The organism is Streptomyces sp. NPDC007917 (genome assembly GCF_042959105.1).
Lineage (GTDB): Bacteria > Actinomycetota > Actinomycetes > Streptomycetales > Streptomycetaceae > Streptomyces.
On the sequence record NZ_JBIBKK010000041.1, the window covers coordinates 1 to 15,983 of the forward strand.

The 15,983-nt window shown below is 68.9% G+C and carries 14 protein-coding genes; 6 read left to right on the top strand and 8 right to left on the bottom strand.

All coding sequences use genetic code 11. The features are described from left to right. Nucleotides 1-104: 104 nt before the first annotated feature. Nucleotides 105-1,265 carry an oxygenase MpaB family protein gene (locus ACFZDL_RS44090; RefSeq protein ID WP_353596375.1) on the top strand — a complete coding sequence of 387 codons (1,161 nt, stop codon included), beginning with the start codon at nt 105-107 and terminating at the stop codon, nt 1,263-1,265. A gap of 400 nt (nt 1,266-1,665) precedes the next feature. Here ACFZDL_RS44090 and ACFZDL_RS44095 read toward each other — a convergent pair whose 3' ends face one another. After that, entirely contained in the window at nt 1,666-2,697 is a 1,032-nt protein-coding gene (locus ACFZDL_RS44095; RefSeq protein WP_353596374.1) for a helix-turn-helix domain-containing protein, read from the bottom strand. On the opposite strand from ACFZDL_RS44095, the gene ACFZDL_RS44100 reads away from it, so the two are divergent. Next, the gene (locus ACFZDL_RS44100; RefSeq protein WP_353596373.1) at nt 2,696-3,361 is read left to right on the top strand and encodes an HD domain-containing protein; all 666 of its coding nucleotides are present in this window, start codon (nt 2,696-2,698) and stop codon (nt 3,359-3,361) included. The two genes, ACFZDL_RS44095 and ACFZDL_RS44100, sit on opposite strands and share 2 nt — an antisense overlap. A gap of 646 nt (nt 3,362-4,007) precedes the next feature. Here ACFZDL_RS44100 and ACFZDL_RS44105 read toward each other — a convergent pair. The 3 genes from ACFZDL_RS44105 to ACFZDL_RS44115 all read right to left on the bottom strand — a co-directional run bounded on the left by ACFZDL_RS44105 (nt 4,008) and on the right by ACFZDL_RS44115 (nt 6,555). Further along, the gene (locus tag ACFZDL_RS44105; RefSeq protein ID WP_353596372.1) at nt 4,008-4,808 is read right to left on the bottom strand and encodes an alpha/beta hydrolase; all 801 of its coding nucleotides are present in this window, start codon (nt 4,806-4,808) and stop codon (nt 4,008-4,010) included. Nucleotides 4,809-5,201: 393 nt separating this feature from the next. Beyond that, complete coding sequence (locus ACFZDL_RS44110) at nt 5,202-5,852, bottom strand: NAD(P)H-binding protein (RefSeq protein WP_353596371.1); 651 nt, start codon at nt 5,850-5,852, stop codon at nt 5,202-5,204. A 61-nt stretch (nt 5,853-5,913) separates the two neighbouring features. Continuing rightward, entirely contained in the window at nt 5,914-6,555 is a 642-nt protein-coding gene (locus ACFZDL_RS44115) for a DsbA family protein (RefSeq protein WP_353596370.1), read from the bottom strand. Nucleotides 6,556-6,694: 139 nt separating this feature from the next. Here ACFZDL_RS44115 and ACFZDL_RS44120 point away from each other — a divergent pair, with 139 nt between their 5' ends. The 3 genes from ACFZDL_RS44120 (at nt 6,695) to ACFZDL_RS44130 (ending at nt 9,312) form a co-directional block, all read left to right on the top strand. After that, nucleotides 6,695-7,612 (top strand): AraC family transcriptional regulator, encoded by a 918-nt coding sequence (locus ACFZDL_RS44120; RefSeq protein ID WP_353596369.1) that lies wholly within the window; start codon nt 6,695-6,697, stop codon nt 7,610-7,612. Between the two features lie 168 nt (nt 7,613-7,780). Further along, complete coding sequence (locus ACFZDL_RS44125) at nt 7,781-8,368, top strand: HD domain-containing protein (RefSeq protein ID WP_353596368.1); 588 nt, start codon at nt 7,781-7,783, stop codon at nt 8,366-8,368. Between the two features lie 164 nt (nt 8,369-8,532). After that, nucleotides 8,533-9,312: an SDR family oxidoreductase gene (locus tag ACFZDL_RS44130; protein WP_353596367.1), complete on the top strand. Its 780-nt coding sequence runs from the start codon at nt 8,533-8,535 to the stop codon at nt 9,310-9,312. Nucleotides 9,313-9,448: 136 nt separating this feature from the next. On the opposite strand, the gene ACFZDL_RS44135 is transcribed toward ACFZDL_RS44130, so the two are convergent. Both ACFZDL_RS44135 and ACFZDL_RS44140 read right to left on the bottom strand, forming a co-directional pair. After that, on the bottom strand, nt 9,449-10,693 hold the full coding sequence (locus ACFZDL_RS44135; RefSeq protein ID WP_353596366.1) for an MFS transporter: 1,245 nt from the start codon (nt 10,691-10,693) through the stop codon (nt 9,449-9,451). Between the two features lie 217 nt (nt 10,694-10,910). Next, complete coding sequence (locus ACFZDL_RS44140) at nt 10,911-11,948, bottom strand: helix-turn-helix domain-containing protein (protein ID WP_353596365.1); 1,038 nt, start codon at nt 11,946-11,948, stop codon at nt 10,911-10,913. Between the two features lie 43 nt (nt 11,949-11,991). Between ACFZDL_RS44140 and ACFZDL_RS44145 the strand changes: the two genes are divergently transcribed. Continuing rightward, a complete protein-coding gene (locus ACFZDL_RS44145) occupies nt 11,992-13,338 on the top strand; it encodes an MFS transporter (RefSeq protein ID WP_353596364.1) in 1,347 nt (448 codons plus the stop codon). A 110-nt stretch (nt 13,339-13,448) separates the two neighbouring features. Here ACFZDL_RS44145 and ACFZDL_RS44150 read toward each other — a convergent pair whose 3' ends face one another. Together ACFZDL_RS44150 and ACFZDL_RS44155 are read right to left on the bottom strand one after the other, a co-directional pair. Further along, a complete protein-coding gene (locus ACFZDL_RS44150; RefSeq protein ID WP_353596379.1) occupies nt 13,449-13,976 on the bottom strand; it encodes a GNAT family N-acetyltransferase in 528 nt (175 codons plus the stop codon). Nucleotides 13,977-14,158: 182 nt separating this feature from the next. Next, nucleotides 14,159-15,541, bottom strand: coding sequence for an MFS transporter (locus tag ACFZDL_RS44155; protein WP_353596363.1), 1,383 nt, complete (start codon nt 15,539-15,541; stop codon nt 14,159-14,161). Nucleotides 15,542-15,983 lie beyond the last annotated feature (442 nt).

Genomic DNA, 15,983 nt, shown 5'->3' on the forward strand with positions numbered 1-15,983 from the left:
AGCCATCCAGCGGTCTCCCCACCATCTGCCATACCCAGAGCCCCTGGGTCCCGCTGATCTTACGAATGATCATTTCGAACCCACCAGAAAGGTAGAGCCCTGCCATGACCTACACCGAGGCGTCGATGGACGCCCTGCGGCAATCCGGTGACGAACTCGCCGACGCCACCGTCGCCGCGCTCTTCGAACGCGGCCAGATCGGCATGTTCAACAGCCTGATGCGCCACGTCTCCACCGCCGGCGCTCCCCTGCCGGACGGGCTGCCCGACGTCGCGCGGGACTACCTCGAGGCCACCCGTGTCCCACCGTCCTGGGTGGACTGGGCTGAGATGGAGAAGGCCCGGCTGTTCTTTATCGACAACAACGTGCACATCTCCACCGCGCTGTCCTTCGCCTCCATGCCCGCCTGCTACGTCGTTCCGCATGTGGCGAAGCTGCTGTCGGCCGCCCACGGACTGAAGTACCCCTCCAAGCGCATGGCGGAGACCGGCCAGTTCACCGTCTACCTGATGCAGCCGGACGCCTTCGAGGCCGGCAGCCGCTTCATCCCCGCCGCCCAGAAGGTGCGCCTTCTCCACGCCTCCATCCGCCACCACCTCAAACGCGAGAACCAGTGGGACACCGAGGTGCTGGGGGTGCCGATCTGCCAGGAGGACATGATCGGCGGGCAGATGTTCTTCTCGCTGCTCGTGCTGGACAGCCTGCACCGCCTCGGCATCCACATGTCGCAGGACGGCGCGGACGCCTACTACTACGCCTGGCGCGTGGTCGGTGCCATGCTCGGCGTCGACCAGGACGCCGTCCCCAAGGCCCTGGAGGAGGCGCGCCGGTTCCTCGACCTGTACATGGTCCGGCACATGGGGCCTTCCGAGGAGGGCACACATCTGACCCGGCAGCTCATCGACCTCTACGAGGAGGTGGTGCCCGGCACCTTTTTCGACCCGATCGTCTCCGCCCTCATCCGCCACCTCATCGGCGACACCTGCGCCGACTGGCTCAACGTGCCGCACACCCCGTGGGACACCGTCGTCAGGGCCGTACCCCACCTCCTCGGCATCCTGGAGACCATCGAGGATCGCTCCCCGCTCGGCGCCTGGGCCCTGGACCGCCTCGGCCACCTCACCACCGTCTTCGAGCTGTCCTCTCTCACCCGCGGACGCGTCATGCACTACGCCATCCCGGAGCAACTCAAGAAGGACTACGGCATCTCCAGTACGGTGCCGCGCACCCAGCAGTGGACCCCACCGGCCGCCACAGTCTCTTGAATCCGTTCGCGCAGGTCACGCAGGTCGGCGGCGTGCCGCGCGGTCGCGTACGCGTCCAGCGGCGCGGGCGTCCGGTCGCCACCGCGGGAACAGCGGACGAGCAACCATGGATTCCGCCTCGCACCACCACTGGCCGTCGGGGGTGCGGGTCCGACCGACTTCCGGTGTTCCTCCTCGGCCAGCGCCGGCCCTCGGTGCCAGCGGCCGACGACGTACCCGACCGCGTCCCCGGCTACGCCGACTACCTTCAGCCTCCCGAACCCGAAGTGATCGCAGCACTTCGCGCGGCGCGAGCGCACTTTCACAAGGCTCTCGGAACTACCCCAACCGCCTACCGACGCACCTTTCGACAACTCGCGGCCGCCTAGCCTCCGGGCGGTCTTCGGCAAAGGTTTGGCGGTCATGCATCCGCCGTCTCCTCCTTGTGCCGGAACAGAGTCCGGTATTCCTGAGGAGAGGTGCCGAGGTGCCGGTGGAATGCGGCCCGCAAGGAGGCGGGAGCGCCCAGCCCGGTGAGGCGGCCGATCTGCTCGATGGGCACGGTGGTCGCCTCCAGCAGTTCGCGCGCTCGGTCGATGCGCGCGTCGGTCAGCCAGGTCATGGGCGGAGTGCCGGTCTCCTCACGGAACCGGCGGATCAGTGTACGCCGGGACATATGGGCGCGTTCTGCGAGGTCGTCGACGGTGAGGGATTTCGTAAGGTTGTCAAGCATCCACTCCCGCAGAGAAGCAAGTTCATCTCCGCTCGCTTCGGGGCGGAATTGTTCGATGAACTGTGCTTGGCCTCCCCGTCGCCGTGGCGGCGCGACGAGATCGCGTGCGTGTGTGTTTGCCGCTGCGGCGCCCAGATCGGCGCGGATCAAGTGCAGGCACAAGTCAATTCCCGCAGTCACACCGGCGGACGTAAGGATCTCGCCGTCGTCGACGTAGAGCTGATTTGGCAGGACATCGACGTGTGGGTACCGCTGACGCAATTGCTCGGCGTGCCGCCAGTGAGTGGTCGCGGGGCGCCCGTCGAGAAGCCCGGCCGCGGCCAGCGCGAAGGCCGCGGTGCAGATGGAGACGAGCCGGGCACCTCGGGCGTGAGCCGCCCGCAGTGCCGCCAGAAGCCCAGCTGACGGGAGCGCGTCAATGTCGTCATAACCCGGAATGATCACAGTGTGGGCGTCGTCCAAGGCCTCAAGGCCGGCCGCGACGGTGATCTCGAAGCCGCACCCTGGCACCAGTCCGTTCCCGCAGTCAGCGCACACCGTCACCTCATAGTGCGGGTCCATTGCGAAGATCTGCGTCGCGGCACCGAACTCGAGCGGGAGCACACCGGGCAGTACGAGCACTGCAACGTGGTGTCTGTTTGCCATAATGGCACGACCGTAGCGCTGATTGACATCCGTGCCACTTTTGACAGGGGGTCCGGTCTCATAGCGTCGAGTCATGACTGACACCTCCGCCCTCTCGGAAGGGCCGCAGAACGAGGTACTCGCTCTCCCTACCGGGCCGCTGGTTGAGGCAAGCCTCGCGGCGGCACGGGATGCGGTGCATCCGTCTGTGCTGAACCACAGCATTCGCGGTTTCTACTGGGCCCGTCTGTTCGCCGCCCACAAAGGCCTCCTGAACGACGCGGAATACAACGAGGAACTCCTCTTCGCTGCCCATGTGATGCACGACCTGGGAACAGGACGCGACGCACCCGGCCGGCTCCGGTTCGAGATGGAAGGCGCCGATCTCGCCGCCACAGTGCTGACCGATCTCGGCGCTCCCGCCCGGGACGTCGACCGGGTCTGGGAGGCGATCGCTCTTCACAGCACTCCGCAGATCCCCGAACGAATGGGACTGCTGACCTACCTCACCTACGAAGGCATCTGGATAGACTTCGGCAAACATTTCGACCTCGTGGCCAAGGAGCAGAAGCAGATCCATGCCGCCTACCCACGGCTCGAGTGGGTCCGCCATTTTGCCGACGAAGTCCTCGTCCACGGAGCCCGCTCCGAGACCGCCGCGCCTCCTTACGCGCTCGCGTACCACCTGGCGCGTGAGCGGGAAGCGGATGGAATCACCTTCATGGAGCGTGGCGTAGCCAATGGCCCGTGGGGCGGGTAGGCGATAATCCCTCACCAGGTCGTGAAGCGGCGCGGTGACCGTTGCTCATCCAGACGGGACGAAAGCGCAACCAAGTGCAGGTGCAGCAGGCATGGACGAGATTCGCCCGCCTGCTGCATCTGCACTCCTCCGTGAAGGAGGTGCCGCCGCAGAAGGAATGGTGTACGACAACGACCCGCTCGATTCCGAAGAGGTGCTGGGAGACTGTGATCGAGCGAAGAGCGTCCGCTGCGCGTCCGCCTCCGACGATGACGGGGAACACCGTCGCTGTAGAACCTGTCTTCCTGCCGGACTCGTCGAGTACGAGCTCACCGGGGTAGACCTCGTCGCCGAAGTAGTCGGCCACCGCTTGCGCAGCCCCAGCCGCCCGGGGGTCAAAGCAGTAGACAGCGAGCGTCCTGACGGGAATGACGCTGGTGATGATCTCCCGTACTGCCGGTTCGTTGTAGCTCGGCTGCCCTCTGAAAGTGAACTCGGCAAATTTGTCACTGCTTGACTCCGATTCTTGCGCTAAAGCACCGACTCTGTGGCCTTACGGTGGGCGATGCCGTCTGAAGTGTGCGGCGCCACGGCGTCCCAGGCGATGTCGACGCATCGCTCCTCGACGGACGATCGCAGCCCGGCGGCACAGGGGCACTGCGAGGGTTTACAGCTGGGCGACGAAAGCGCTGATGTGCGCCGCCAGCTGGTCGGGGGTCTCAAGAGGTGAGAGGTGCCCCGCGTCTTCGAGGACGCTCATCGAGGCAGTCGGGATCAGGGGCAGCAGGTGGTCGGCGAGTACGGTCGGCGGCTCGACCTTGTCGCGGCTGCCCGCGAGTACCAGCACCGGGACGCTGATCGCTCCGACGCCGGCCGCCACGTTCTGGAGCATGCCCTGGTACGGCCAGGCAAGACGCGCCTCGCTTGCGCCGAGGAGGCTGTCCTCGAGCACCTGCTGGCGTAGCTCGGCAGTCAGCTTGCGGTTTGTCAGCATGCCATCAATGCTCTGCTGAACGGTCTCCTCGCTCTCGTATGCGCGAGAGACCGTCTCCTGCAGTTCCGGGGTCACCCCCACTGGAGCGGGCGGCGCGGGCGCCACAAGGACGACTCCGGCCAGGCCGGCAGGCTTGCGGGCGGCCAGTACCTGAGCCGCCTTGCCGCCCATGGAGTGTCCGACGAGCACGTAATGGGAGTACCCGAGCGTCTCGACGACCTGTTGTGCGTCGTCCGCCAGCTGCTCCATGTCGTACGGACCCGGCACGCTGGAGGAGTTGCCCCATCCGCGCTGATCGTAGGCCACGAATCCTTGCCGATGGTTCATGTGCTCGAGCACCGGAATCCAGGTGCGCCGCGATCCTCCGTAGTAGTGCAGGAAAACCAGCGCGGGACCGTCGCCCTCGCGGGCGTGGCCGTACAACCGGCCTCCTTTCACGTCGAAATGGCGCCCCGCCACATTCAGTGAACTCATTTGCGACCTCCTCATCAAAGCTGGGGCACGCGTTCCACCGCCGGTGAAGCGTGCGCCTACGGTTCTGTCAATTTTTCTGCTTCTCCTCCGCACGTGCCATGACTCCTTTTCCAACGTTCGAAAGTTTTGAGTCAACACTTTCGGGAGGAGGGGCATTCGACGAATGGCAGCCCGGAAGACCAGCCGGTGGCCGTTCTCTGTGGCTGGTGGGTTCGCGCAGAGCCCGGCGGATGTGTGGGGCCCGCGATGGCGGCCCGGAGCCGTCAAGGCTCAGGCCGCGAGCAGGTGGGTGAGCGCGTCCGGGTCCGCCTCCTGGCGCAGTTCGCCGCGCTCGCGCATCTTGCTCAGGCCGGGTGGGGAAGTGGCGGGCCGAAAAGCCTGTGCGCCTGTCGGTCAGTAGCCGACAGTGAAGCGCTGCCGGCGGTGGCTGGGCTGCTCGATCTCGTCGAGGAGTGCGACCGCGTAGTCCTCCACGGTGATGGTGCTGTTGCCGTCGTCGTCGGTGATGAGGTCGTCCAGGGCGGTGCGATAGCTGCCGGTGCGGGTGCCGGGCTCGATCATGGCCGCGGGGCTGATGTTGGTCCAGTCGACGTCGGTGACGGTCCGGTAGTAGTCGAGGGCGTCGCCGTGGGCGTGCATGATCTGCAGCAGGAAGTCGGGCAGGCCCGGGGCGTCCCACACCTGCTTGCCGTCGGGGGTGCGCAGGGAGCCGGCGCCGCCGACGGTGATCAGGCGGGGTGCCTGCCCGCCGAGCGTCCGCAGCCCTTCGGTGAGGGCGACGGCGGCGGGCTTGATGGTGGCGATGTGGCCGGGTCCGTCACCGCCGCCGACAGCGCTGACGAGGACGTCGTGGTCCTTCGCGGCGGCGGCGACCGACTGGGCGTCGAGGACGTCGCCGGTGGTGACGGTCAGGTTCGCGTGGCGTTCGGTGACCTTGGCGGGATCGCGGACGACGGCGGTGACGGTGTGGCCGCGGTCGAGGGCCTCGCGGACGATGGCGGAGCCGATGGTGCCGTTGGCGCCGAAAACAGCGATGTTCGTCATGGCAGTGCTTTCCTTCGTGATCTGTCGTGGTGGTTCGGTGGTCCGGTGGTTCGGTGGCCGGTCAGGCGGAGGTGGGGGCCAGGTGCCGGTCGAGGGCCTCGGTGAGCTGGAGGGCGCTGGAGAGCGCTCCGCCGAGCCGGTGAGTGCCGGTGGGGGTGTGCAGGAGCAGGGTCGGATAGGCGTCGACGCCGAGCCGGCGCAGTTCCCGGAAGCCGCCTTCGGCTTCGGTGCGGCCGGCCGGGTCGAGGAAGGCTTCGGCGACGGCGTTGGCGTCGAGGCCGTGCCCGGCGGCGATGGACCGGTACACGCCGAGGTCGGAGAGGCTGTGGCCGTCGACGTACCAGGCGCGCTGGAGGGCACTCGCCAGTTCCAGGATGCGTCCGGGAGCCTGGCGGCTCAGCGCGACCAGGCCGACGGCAGCGTCGGTGGAGTCCATCACCACGGTCCCCTTGGCCAGGGCGTGCTGATAGCCGTCACCGAAGGTGACCCCTGTGGCGGCGGCGATGCGCTGGTTGGCGGCCGGGATGTGCGGGTACGCCGCCACGGGCAGGGCGCGCGGACCGGAGAAGAGGCCGCCGGACAACACCCGCAGATCGATACGGTCCGCGTTGCCGTCAGCGAACTGCCGCAGCGCCGGGCCCAAGCCGTAGCACCAGCCGCAGTAGGCGTCGAACGCGTACGTCAGACGGACACGGTCTGTCATTCGGACCTCCTGACATTGGTAGAAGTCAGTCATCGATATCGGCCGGGCGCTGCGACGTCCTTGCCGCCGCGTATGCTCTCGACTGACTTCAAACGTAGGAGCCGAGAAGGGTTCCGCCCAGGTACGGCGAGGTCTTGTCGTGGTGAAAAACGGACACGAAGCGATCCCGGAGATCCAGTACGTCCCGCCGGCGGCCGACGCGGTCGGCGTCGAAGTGATGCCCATCGCCGAACTGCGCCGCCGCATGCATCGCCGCGGCGGGGCGGAAGGCGCCCGGGACGCCGAGGGAGCCGGCCGCGCTCAGCGCCCGGACTTCCATCTGCTCCTCACGGTGGAGCAGGGGCTGCTGTGGCACATGATCGACTTCGCCGACTACGCCGTCACCGACAGCACCTGGCTGTGGGTCCGCCCCGGCCAGGTACAGCGCTTCGGCGACCTCAGTGCGGCGACCGGCACTCTGGTGCTGTTCGAGCCCGACTTCCTCGACCCCGCCACCGCCGCCGACGTCCGCCTCGACGATCCCTTCGGACGCACCCTGTGGCAGATCACCGGAGAGGACGCCCCCGCCCTGCACCGGGCCCTCGACCACCTCGCCCAGGAATACGGCACCACCCACATGCCGGCCCCCACCCGCTCTGCCATCCTCCAGCGGCTGCTCGGCGTGCTCCTGCTGCGTCTGACCCACCTGACCGCACCCGTGGGCACCCTGCCCGCCGGGCACGCGGAAACCTTCCAGCGCTTCCGTGCCGCCGTCGAATCCGACTTCACCCGGGCCCGCGACGTCGGACACTACGCGCGCGCCCTCGGATACTCGCCGCGCACCCTGACCCGGGCCGCGCTCGCCGCGGCCGGCGTCGGGGCCAAGGAGTTCATCGACCGTCGCGTCGTGCTGGAGGCCAAACGCCTCCTCGCCCACGGCGAAGAACCCGTCGCGGGTATCGGGGCCGGCCTCGGCTTCCTCGACACCAGCAACTTCGTCAAGTACTTCATCCAGCGCACCGGCACCACACCAGCCACTTTCCGCAGCCGGTACCGCCCGGCCCGCGCCGCCCGCTGAAGCCGCCGGCCAAGAATCACCCACACATCACTGAGAATCGCCGGCACACCGGCAGGACGAGGACCGCCACCTGGTGCTGATCCATTCGTCCACGTCATGACCCGATCCTGGCGATGCACGGCACCCGGGCCTCTTCTCGTTCTTGTTGCGCCCTCATACGTTCGGGGCATGAACGACATACTCGCCCTGCCCACGGGGCCGCTGGTCGACGCGAGCCTCGCCCTCGTACAGAAGACGGAGAGCACGCCGATCGCCGACCACAACATTCGCAGCTTCCTGTTCGCCCGCCTGTTGGCCGAGCAGGAAGGCTGCCTGAACGACGCGGCTTACGACGAGAACCTGCTCTTCGCCGCCTGCGTGATGCACGATCTGGGGCTGGGCACCCTCGCGGCCGGCCAGGCCCGGTTCGAAGTGGAGGGCGCCGATCTGGCGGCATCCGTGCTGACCGAGCACGGCATCGCCGCAGCGGACGTCGACCGGGTGTGGGAAGCGATTGCCCTGCACTCCTCCCTGGGCATTGCCCACCGGCGCGGACTGCTGACCTACCTGACGCACAAAGGTGTCCTCACCGACGCCGGCCACTTCACCGACCTCGGCGCCGCGATGCTCCAGCCGGTCTACGCCACATACCCCCGACCCGCCGACGACCGCTTTGTCCAGGACGCGATCGTCGAGCATGCCGCCCGCTCCCGGGCCGCGGCACCGCCATACTCGATCGCAGCCGAGTTGCTGCGCCAGCGACAGGCCGGAGAGTGACCTCAGAGAACCCGCACATGACCTGTTGACCGTGCAGCCCGGGCAAAGCCAGGTCGGCGGCCAGCTCCTGCTTGTCCATACCCCAAGTCTGCGCGCCGCGCGGCGCGGATCCTGGTACCGCCTGTGCCTGCATCCGGCCTGGGGGCCGACCTGACACTGTCGTCATGACGGACAACATTGACATTGCACCCATCGGCCTGCTCACCGGCAAGGTCGTGTTCATCACCGGTGCCAGCCGTGGCATCGGGGCGGCCGCGGCCCGGCTCTTCGCCTCCGAGGGCGCCGCCGTCGTGCTCGCCGCCCGCAGCGCGGACGCCCTCGACCGCGTCGTCACCGAGATACGCGCCGACGGCGGCGTCGCCGACGCCGTCACCCTGGACCTCGCCGACCGCGCGAGCATTCGCGCCGCGGTCGACCGCGTCGAGGAGCTGCATGGACGGCTCGACGGCGCCTTCAACAACGGCGCGGTGATCCAACAACCCGGCCCGCTCGACACCACGAGCGACGAAGACGTCGACGAGCAGTTCGCCGTGAACTTCCGCTCGCACTGGACCGCTATGAACGCCGAGGCCGCACTCATGCGACGGAACGGCGGGGCGATCGTCAACACCTCGAGCATCGGCAGCCGTCGCGCGAACCCTGCCCTCCCCGCTTACGGCGCCATGAAGCGCGCGCTCAACAGCATCACCGAGACGGCGGCCGTGACCTGGGGCCGTCAGGGCATCCGAGTGAACGGCATCACCCCCGGCGGCACCGCCACGGAGATGATCGACGCGTGGGAGGCGGTGTCCCCGGGCATCATCGAGCGCAATAAGGCGGCGACCCCACTCGGCCGCATGGCCGAGCCCCGCGAGGTGGCCGAGGTGGCAGCGTGGCTGCTCAGCGACCGTGCCTCGATGGTGACCGGCGCGATCTTGCCGGTCGACGGTGGCGCCGGCGCCTGAATGGAAGTCCTGGGCCGGTCTGGTGGATTCGCATGTGCGGCACGGCGGCGGCTGGGCTCAGGGCGACTCGATCGCGGGTCGAGCACGCCCTCGGCGTACGGCCGTCGGGCTGTGGCCCACCCGGGTCTGAGGCGCCTCAGCGGGTGCGGCGTTCCGCGCCGGCCGTGGCCGCCAGGGCGACAACGGTCAGCAGGGACAGCAGGGCCCAGGCCGGGGTGAAGCTGCCGGTGAGGTCGACCAGCAGGCCCAGCGCGGGCGGCACCACGACGATCGCGATCTGGTTGACGGACATGGCCAGGCCCAGGGCGAAGCCGGTCCTGCCCGGTGGGGCCGCTTCGGTCACGTAGGCGACCCACGGGCCGTACCAGCCGAAGCCGAAGAACCCGAGCCAGACGAAGACGCCGGAAGCGACGAACGGTGCCCGCCCGGCCGGCGTCATCAGCACAGACAGCCCCGCGATCACGGCGACCATACAGACCAGCACGATGACGTAGCGTCCGGACCTGCTCCGGTCGCTCCAGGCCGCCAGGCATATCCGGCCCGCGACCCCCGCACCCTGGGATGCCATCAGGATCAGGGCCGCCTGCCCGGTGCCGACCGATGACGCCTGGTGGAGGTGGAGCACCGTCAGGATGCCCACACCACACTGCACGGAGATCAGACTGGTCCCCGACAGCATGATCTTCACCATGGACGGTTCACGGAGCATTCGGAGCCGGGCGCGGAGCCGTGCCGCGAGCCTGTCCGACGGCTCCTCCTCCCGCGTGGCCGGAAGTGCGGGCGGCCGACGGTAGCAGGCCATGAAGAGCCCAGCCCCGAGCAGCGCGACGAAGCCACCGGTCAGCAGTGTCGCCCGCCAGCCGAACTCCTCAGCGACGAACGGCAGTACGGCCGAGGCGAGCGCCGCCCCCAGCGGCAGCCCGGCCTGCCGGACACCCATCGCGAAGCCCCGCTGCGACGCGTCGAACCAGGACGCCACCGACTTGCTCCCACCCGGCTGGACGGTGCTGTATCCCGCCCCGACCACCAGCAGTGCGACCAGCAGGACCGCGTACCCCGGCGCCAGGCTCCCAGCGCCCAGCGCCAGCGCGACCACGCAGGCCCCGAACCCGACCACCCAGCGCTCGCTGTAGCGGTCCAGCAGCTCACCGGCCACCATCAGCCCGGCCAGCGGCACAAGCTGAGCCGCCGAGACCAGCAGACCCAGCTGCGCCGTACTCAGGTCCAGGGCGCGCTGGAAGTGCAGGCCGAGCGCTCCGATGCCGCCCACGAAGAAGCCGGACGCGGCTTGGGTGAACGTGGCAATGCCCAGCACGATCCAGCGGTAACGCCACGGGTCGCGGGGCCGGGATCCGGCGCGTTCGGCGGTTCGTTGTGTCATGCCGACCACACTGCTGTAAGGGTCTTATGACTCTCAACCCTTACCAGCGACGATGCGGCGAACCAGGCCGCGTAGGTCGCGGGATGCCGCGCGGGCCGGGCTTGCTCGGCCCAGCAACGGCCCGGCGGTGGGCCGGATGCCGAGCGGCCCGAACTCGTCGAACGCGAAGTCGCCGTGCCACATGCGATGGCCTCTCAGCCGCCCCGCTCCCTGCGTTTCACCCAGCCGCACCCGGCCCGCGGAAGGTGGCACGATAAGCGCTGGGCGATGTCCCCAGCGCCTTGCAGAAGTGTTGGCGCAGATTGGCGGATGTACCCAGCCCCGCACGCTCGGCCACCTGCTCCACCGGCAGATCCGACTCCTCCAGCAATTCCCGGGCACGCTCCACGCGCTGCTGGGTCAGCCAGGTCATCGGGGTGGTGCCGACCTCGTCACGAAAAAGCCGGGTGAAATGCCGCACGCTCATGGCCTCCTGGGCCGCCATCTGCCCCAGGGTAATGGGATCCCCCAGCCGCTTCAGGGCCCAGCTGCGCGCAGCCGCCGTGGAGGGCGAAGACGGCTCCGGCACGGGGTGACGGATGTACTGCACCTGTCCGCCTTCCCGGTGCGGGGGTACGACGGTGCGGCGGGCGACGTCGTTGGCGACGGCCATGCCGAAGTCGCGGCGGATCATGTGCAGGCACAGGTCGATCCCCGAAGCGCACCCCGCCGACGTCAGTACGTCACCGTCGTCGGTGTACAGCACATCCGCGTCCAGTCGCACCTGCGGGAACAGGCGGGCGAACCGGTCGGCGTAGCGCCAGTGTGTCGTCGCCACCCGTCCGTCGAGCAGCCCGGCGGCGGCCAGGAGGAAGGCGCCCGTGCAGATCGAGGCCACGCGGGCGCCCGGGCGGATGCGGGCGAATGCGCCGGCAAGCGGCGCCGGGAGACCGAGGTGCTGTTGCTCGTAGTCCTCGTAGGAGGACATCACGATCACCGTGTCGGCATGGTCCAGTGCCTCGGGGCCATGCGTGATGTTGATGGTGAAGTCCCCGTCGGTGCGTATCGGGCCGGGCCGCAATGCGCAGGTGACGACCTCGTACAAGGGCTCACCGGCCGCCGATGCTCCCGTCCGGGCCTGCCCGAACAGCTGGTGGACGATGCCCAGCTCGATCGGCAGTGTCATCGGGCGGGCCAAGACGGCAACGCGGTGGCGTGTGGAGTGGGAGAAGACAGTCCTGTCCGGCATGGCCACATTCTTGCGCACCACGGCCATCGAGACACTCGCATGGTGATCACGACCCCGCCAGGCTGGAGCCATGCCCCAGCCCCCGCAGACCTCGCTGACCACACAGCCCCACACCGCACCGCCCCATACCGCACCGCCCGACACCGCACCGCCCGCCACCACGCCGGCCGGCCCCCGCCCCCGTGGACACCGCGCGTGGGCCATCGCCGCCGTCGCAGGCACAGCCATCGTCACTGCCGGGGCCTTCACCACCGTCCCGGGCCTGCTGATCACCCCACTGCACCAGGAATACGCCTGGGACCGCGGTCAGATCGCAATGGCCGCCTCCGTCAACATGGTCCTCTTCGGCCTCACCGGGCCCTTCGCCGCCGCCTTGATGGAACGGGCGGGAATCCGCCGCGTGGCAGCAGGCGCCATGCTGCTCATCGCCACCGGTGCCTTCCTCACCAACACCATGGCCTCACCATGGCAGCTGGTCCTGTACTGGGGCGTCCTGATCGGCCTGGGCAGCGGCTGCCTGACCATGACCTTCGCCGCCCTGATCACCAGCCGCTGGTTCGCACGCCGGCGCGGCCTGGTCACCGGCGCCCTCAGCGCCTCCAGCCACCTGGGACAACTCCTCTTCCTGCCGCTGCTCGCCCGGGCAGTCGACCACTACGACTGGCGGCCGCCACTGGTCACTCTGGCGCTGGTGGCCCTGGCCGTGTCCGCTCTGATCGCCCTGCTCCTGCGTGACCACCCGGCCGACGTCGGCGCCCTGCCCTACGGGGGCGAGAAACCCGTCGCCAAACCGGCCCCCGACGCCGGCGCCGCCCGCCGCACCGTAACCGTCCTGTTCAGCGCGGCCCGCACCGGAACCTTCTGGTTGCTGGCAGGCATGTTCATCATCTGCGGGGCGTCCACCAACGGCATCATGTGGAGCAACTGGATACCCGCCGCCCACGACCACGGCATGCACGCCACCGCCGCCGCATCCGTGCTGTCCCTCATCGGCGTCTTCTCCTCCCTGGGCGCTGCCGTCTCCGGCTGGCTCACCGACCGCTTCGACCCGCGGCGGCTGCTGACCGTCTACTTCAGCGTCCGTGCGCTCACACTGCTCGCCCTGCCCCTGATCTTCGCCGCCTCAGGACAACACCTCGTGATCGCCTTCGCCGTCATCTACGGTCTGGTCGACGTGGCGACCGTTCCCCCGGTCATCGCCCTCAGCCAGCAGGCATACGGGGACGACGGCCCCATCGTCTTCGGCTGGGCCAACGCAGCACACCAACTCGGCGCCGGGGTTTCCGCGTTCCTCGGCGCCACGGCGCGCGACCTGTTCGGCAGCTACGACACGGTGTGGATCGGTCTGAGCGCAGCCTGCCTCGTAGCCGCCCTCCTGGCCATGGTGGTCCGGGCCTCCCCTCCGGCAAAGGCTTGAGGACCAACCGCCCGACGATGCACAACAGGACGGGGTTGTCGTCGAGGGCCACTGCGATGACGCCGGCGCCGCCAACGGCTCCGGTGAGACAGCCGACTGCCAGGCCGGGGTCAGGGCCTGCCGGCCGGTGAGTGTGCCAGGGAAAGCTCCCACCTGATCTCGCCTTCGTGCCAGTGACCGGTGGGAGCCAGGCCGGCAGCAGCGGCAACCGCAGCGGATGCGTGGTGATCCGGATGAATGTGGGCACAGATCGCCATCACCCCGTGCTCCTGCAGCCAGGCAACCAGTCCTCGGGCCGCCTCGGTGGCGATCCCGCGCCCTTGCCACGCGGTCCCGACCACCCACGCGACCTCGGCCTCGCGCCCGTGCTCAGTCGCGATGACCGTTGCCTGCACGGTCCCGGTCAGGCATTTCTCCTCGCGGAGCTGGATCACCCAGTTCCACCAGGTCACGGAAGGGTCGGGTGAGCCGACCACCAGGCGCTCGTACCGTGCCCGCAAAGCCTGCGGAGAGTACGGGGCACCGCCGATGAAGACATGCAGAGCCGGGTCGGAGAGGACCTCGGCCATCTCCTGTGCATGCTCGACAGCGAGCGGCACGAGGCTCAGCCTGCCAGTCTCGACAGCCGCGATCTTCATGGCGTCCACGCCGTCTCCTGTCCCACCGACCCCGCTGTCGGTGCCCATGCGACACTACGGTGCTGCCAAGGCTCGCGAACATTCAGGGGCCGCGCCGATCATCACTTGGCCATCCGGCCGTCCGCGGACCTTGCCCCGCGACATCCAGCCCCAGCACGTTGGCCCGGCGGCCTCGAGACTCCCTACGTCCTCACGGACTTCGCCGGTACGCACAGCCACGCGATGCCTGCGGCGATCAGGTAGGCGAGCGCGCCGATGGTCATGCTGGCGCGCAGCCCGGTGGAGTAGTCGGTGGCTGTGGCGAGCAGGCTGCCGCCGAGCGCCACGCCGGTGGCGCTGCCGATCTGGCGGGTGGTGTTGAACAGCGCGGAGGCGGCCCCTGAGTACGCCGGGGGCGCGGCACCCATCACGGTGGCGGCCCCGCCGGTGAGGGCGAAGGAGGTACCGAACCCCGCGGCCATCATCGGGGCCACCAGCAGCGGGTAGGCGGGGTCGACTCCCGCCGCGGCCCAGCCGGCCAGCCCCACGGCAGCCAGCAGCATGCCGCAGATCACCAGCGGACGATCGCCGGTGCGGCGGGCCAGCCGCCCGGACAAGGCGGAGGCGAACATGGTCATCGCCACCGCCGGGAACAGTGCCAGCCCAGTGCCAAGGGCGGTGAAACCGCGCTGGTGCTGGAACTCCAGGCTGGCGGTGAACACCATGCCGTAGAAGCCGAAGTTGAACAGCATGCCGATGACGGCTCCGCCGCTCATCGCACGAGAGCGCAGCAGGCCCAGCGGCAGGGCAGGAGACCGGGCCAGCCGCTCGCGCACCGCGAACGCCGCGGCGGCCAGCACGGCCAGGCCCACCCCGGCGAGTAGGGCCGGATCCCACCACCCCCGCCGCCCGGCCTCGTTGAGCGCCGCGGTCAGCAGCGCCACCGCCGCCACGACCGCGCACTGCGCCGGCCAGTCCAGGGCCCGGGCGGTGCGACGGGGCGAGCGTGCCACATGCCGCAGCGTCAGCATCAGGCAGGCCACACCGACGGGCAGGTTGATGAGGAACACCCAGCGCCAACCCACCGTGGAGACGAGCAGCCCGCCCAGCAGCGGCCCGGCGGAGGCCGCGATGCCCGCCATCGAACCCCACAGCCCGAAGGCGTGCGAACGTGCGGCCGGCGCCGGGTAGGCCTGCTGGAGCAGGGCCAGGGAACCGGGCACGATCAGCGCCGCGCCGAGTCCCTCCACCAGCCGGGCCGCAACCAGGAAGGGCGCGCTGGGCGCGAACGCGCAGGCGGCTGAGGACACCGTGAACACCGCCACGCCCGAGCAGAAGACCCGGCGGTTGCCCAGCCGGTCGCCCAGCGCGCCACCGGTCAGCAGGAACCCGGCGAACACCAGGGTGTACCCATCGGTGATCCACTGGATGCCCGTGAGCGAGGCCGGCAGTTCCCGGCCGATCACCGGCACAGCGACGTTAATGACCGTCACGTCCAAGATCACCATGAAGTATCCGGAGCACACTGCCAGCAGCGGCGCCCGGGACCGCCGCCCGGGCTCCGGGGCCGACTCGGGAGAGGGCATGGACTCACCACTATCGGCCGACTCGGCGAACGCCACAGCCCCAACTCCATCCTGTCCACGCAGACCTCACACCAAAGGCCACAATAAGTGACATATACTCCGCACCGCGGGAGCAGCCGACCATTCGTCAAGCGCCGGCGGCCGCCTGCGGAGCGCACCGGATATGACGCGACGCCGCATCAAGCAGGAGTCCCACTCTGTTCGCCAATCGCATAGCGGCCCGCGATACGTATCAATTCGCTACACCGATCGACCCGCTTCCAGTGAGCCGCCTGGTACACCGAAGGACGCCTGCACTCCGCGCCCGACTCCATACGGCCTGTCGAGAACAAATGCGACTTCTGGCAAAGCCAGGAACAAGCCCCACAGTTTGCCTGAAATGAGATCACCGGACTCCATGGAACTCGGGCAGTAAAAGATGATCCGGGAAAACAAAAGAGGC

Coding starts and splice junctions, on each gene's coding strand:
- ACFZDL_RS44090 (WP_353596375.1), top strand. CDS start 105: ATGACCTACACCGAGGCGTCGATGGACGCCCTGCGGCAATCCGGTGAC.
- ACFZDL_RS44100 (WP_353596373.1), top strand. CDS start 2,696: ATGACTGACACCTCCGCCCTCTCGGAAGGGCCGCAGAACGAGGTACTC.
- ACFZDL_RS44095 (WP_353596374.1), bottom strand. CDS start 2,697: ATGACTCGACGCTATGAGACCGGACCCCCTGTCAAAAGTGGCACGGAT.
- ACFZDL_RS44105 (WP_353596372.1), bottom strand. CDS start 4,808: ATGAGTTCACTGAATGTGGCGGGGCGCCATTTCGACGTGAAAGGAGGC.
- ACFZDL_RS44110 (WP_353596371.1), bottom strand. CDS start 5,852: ATGACGAACATCGCTGTTTTCGGCGCCAACGGCACCATCGGCTCCGCC.
- ACFZDL_RS44115 (WP_353596370.1), bottom strand. CDS start 6,555: ATGACAGACCGTGTCCGTCTGACGTACGCGTTCGACGCCTACTGCGGC.
- ACFZDL_RS44125 (WP_353596368.1), top strand. CDS start 7,781: ATGAACGACATACTCGCCCTGCCCACGGGGCCGCTGGTCGACGCGAGC.
- ACFZDL_RS44130 (WP_353596367.1), top strand. CDS start 8,533: ATGACGGACAACATTGACATTGCACCCATCGGCCTGCTCACCGGCAAG.
- ACFZDL_RS44135 (WP_353596366.1), bottom strand. CDS start 10,693: ATGACACAACGAACCGCCGAACGCGCCGGATCCCGGCCCCGCGACCCG.
- ACFZDL_RS44140 (WP_353596365.1), bottom strand. CDS start 11,948: ATGGCCGTGGTGCGCAAGAATGTGGCCATGCCGGACAGGACTGTCTTC.
- ACFZDL_RS44145 (WP_353596364.1), top strand. CDS start 11,992: ATGCCCCAGCCCCCGCAGACCTCGCTGACCACACAGCCCCACACCGCA.
- ACFZDL_RS44150 (WP_353596379.1), bottom strand. CDS start 13,976: ATGAAGATCGCGGCTGTCGAGACTGGCAGGCTGAGCCTCGTGCCGCTC.
- ACFZDL_RS44155 (WP_353596363.1), bottom strand. CDS start 15,541: ATGCCCTCTCCCGAGTCGGCCCCGGAGCCCGGGCGGCGGTCCCGGGCG.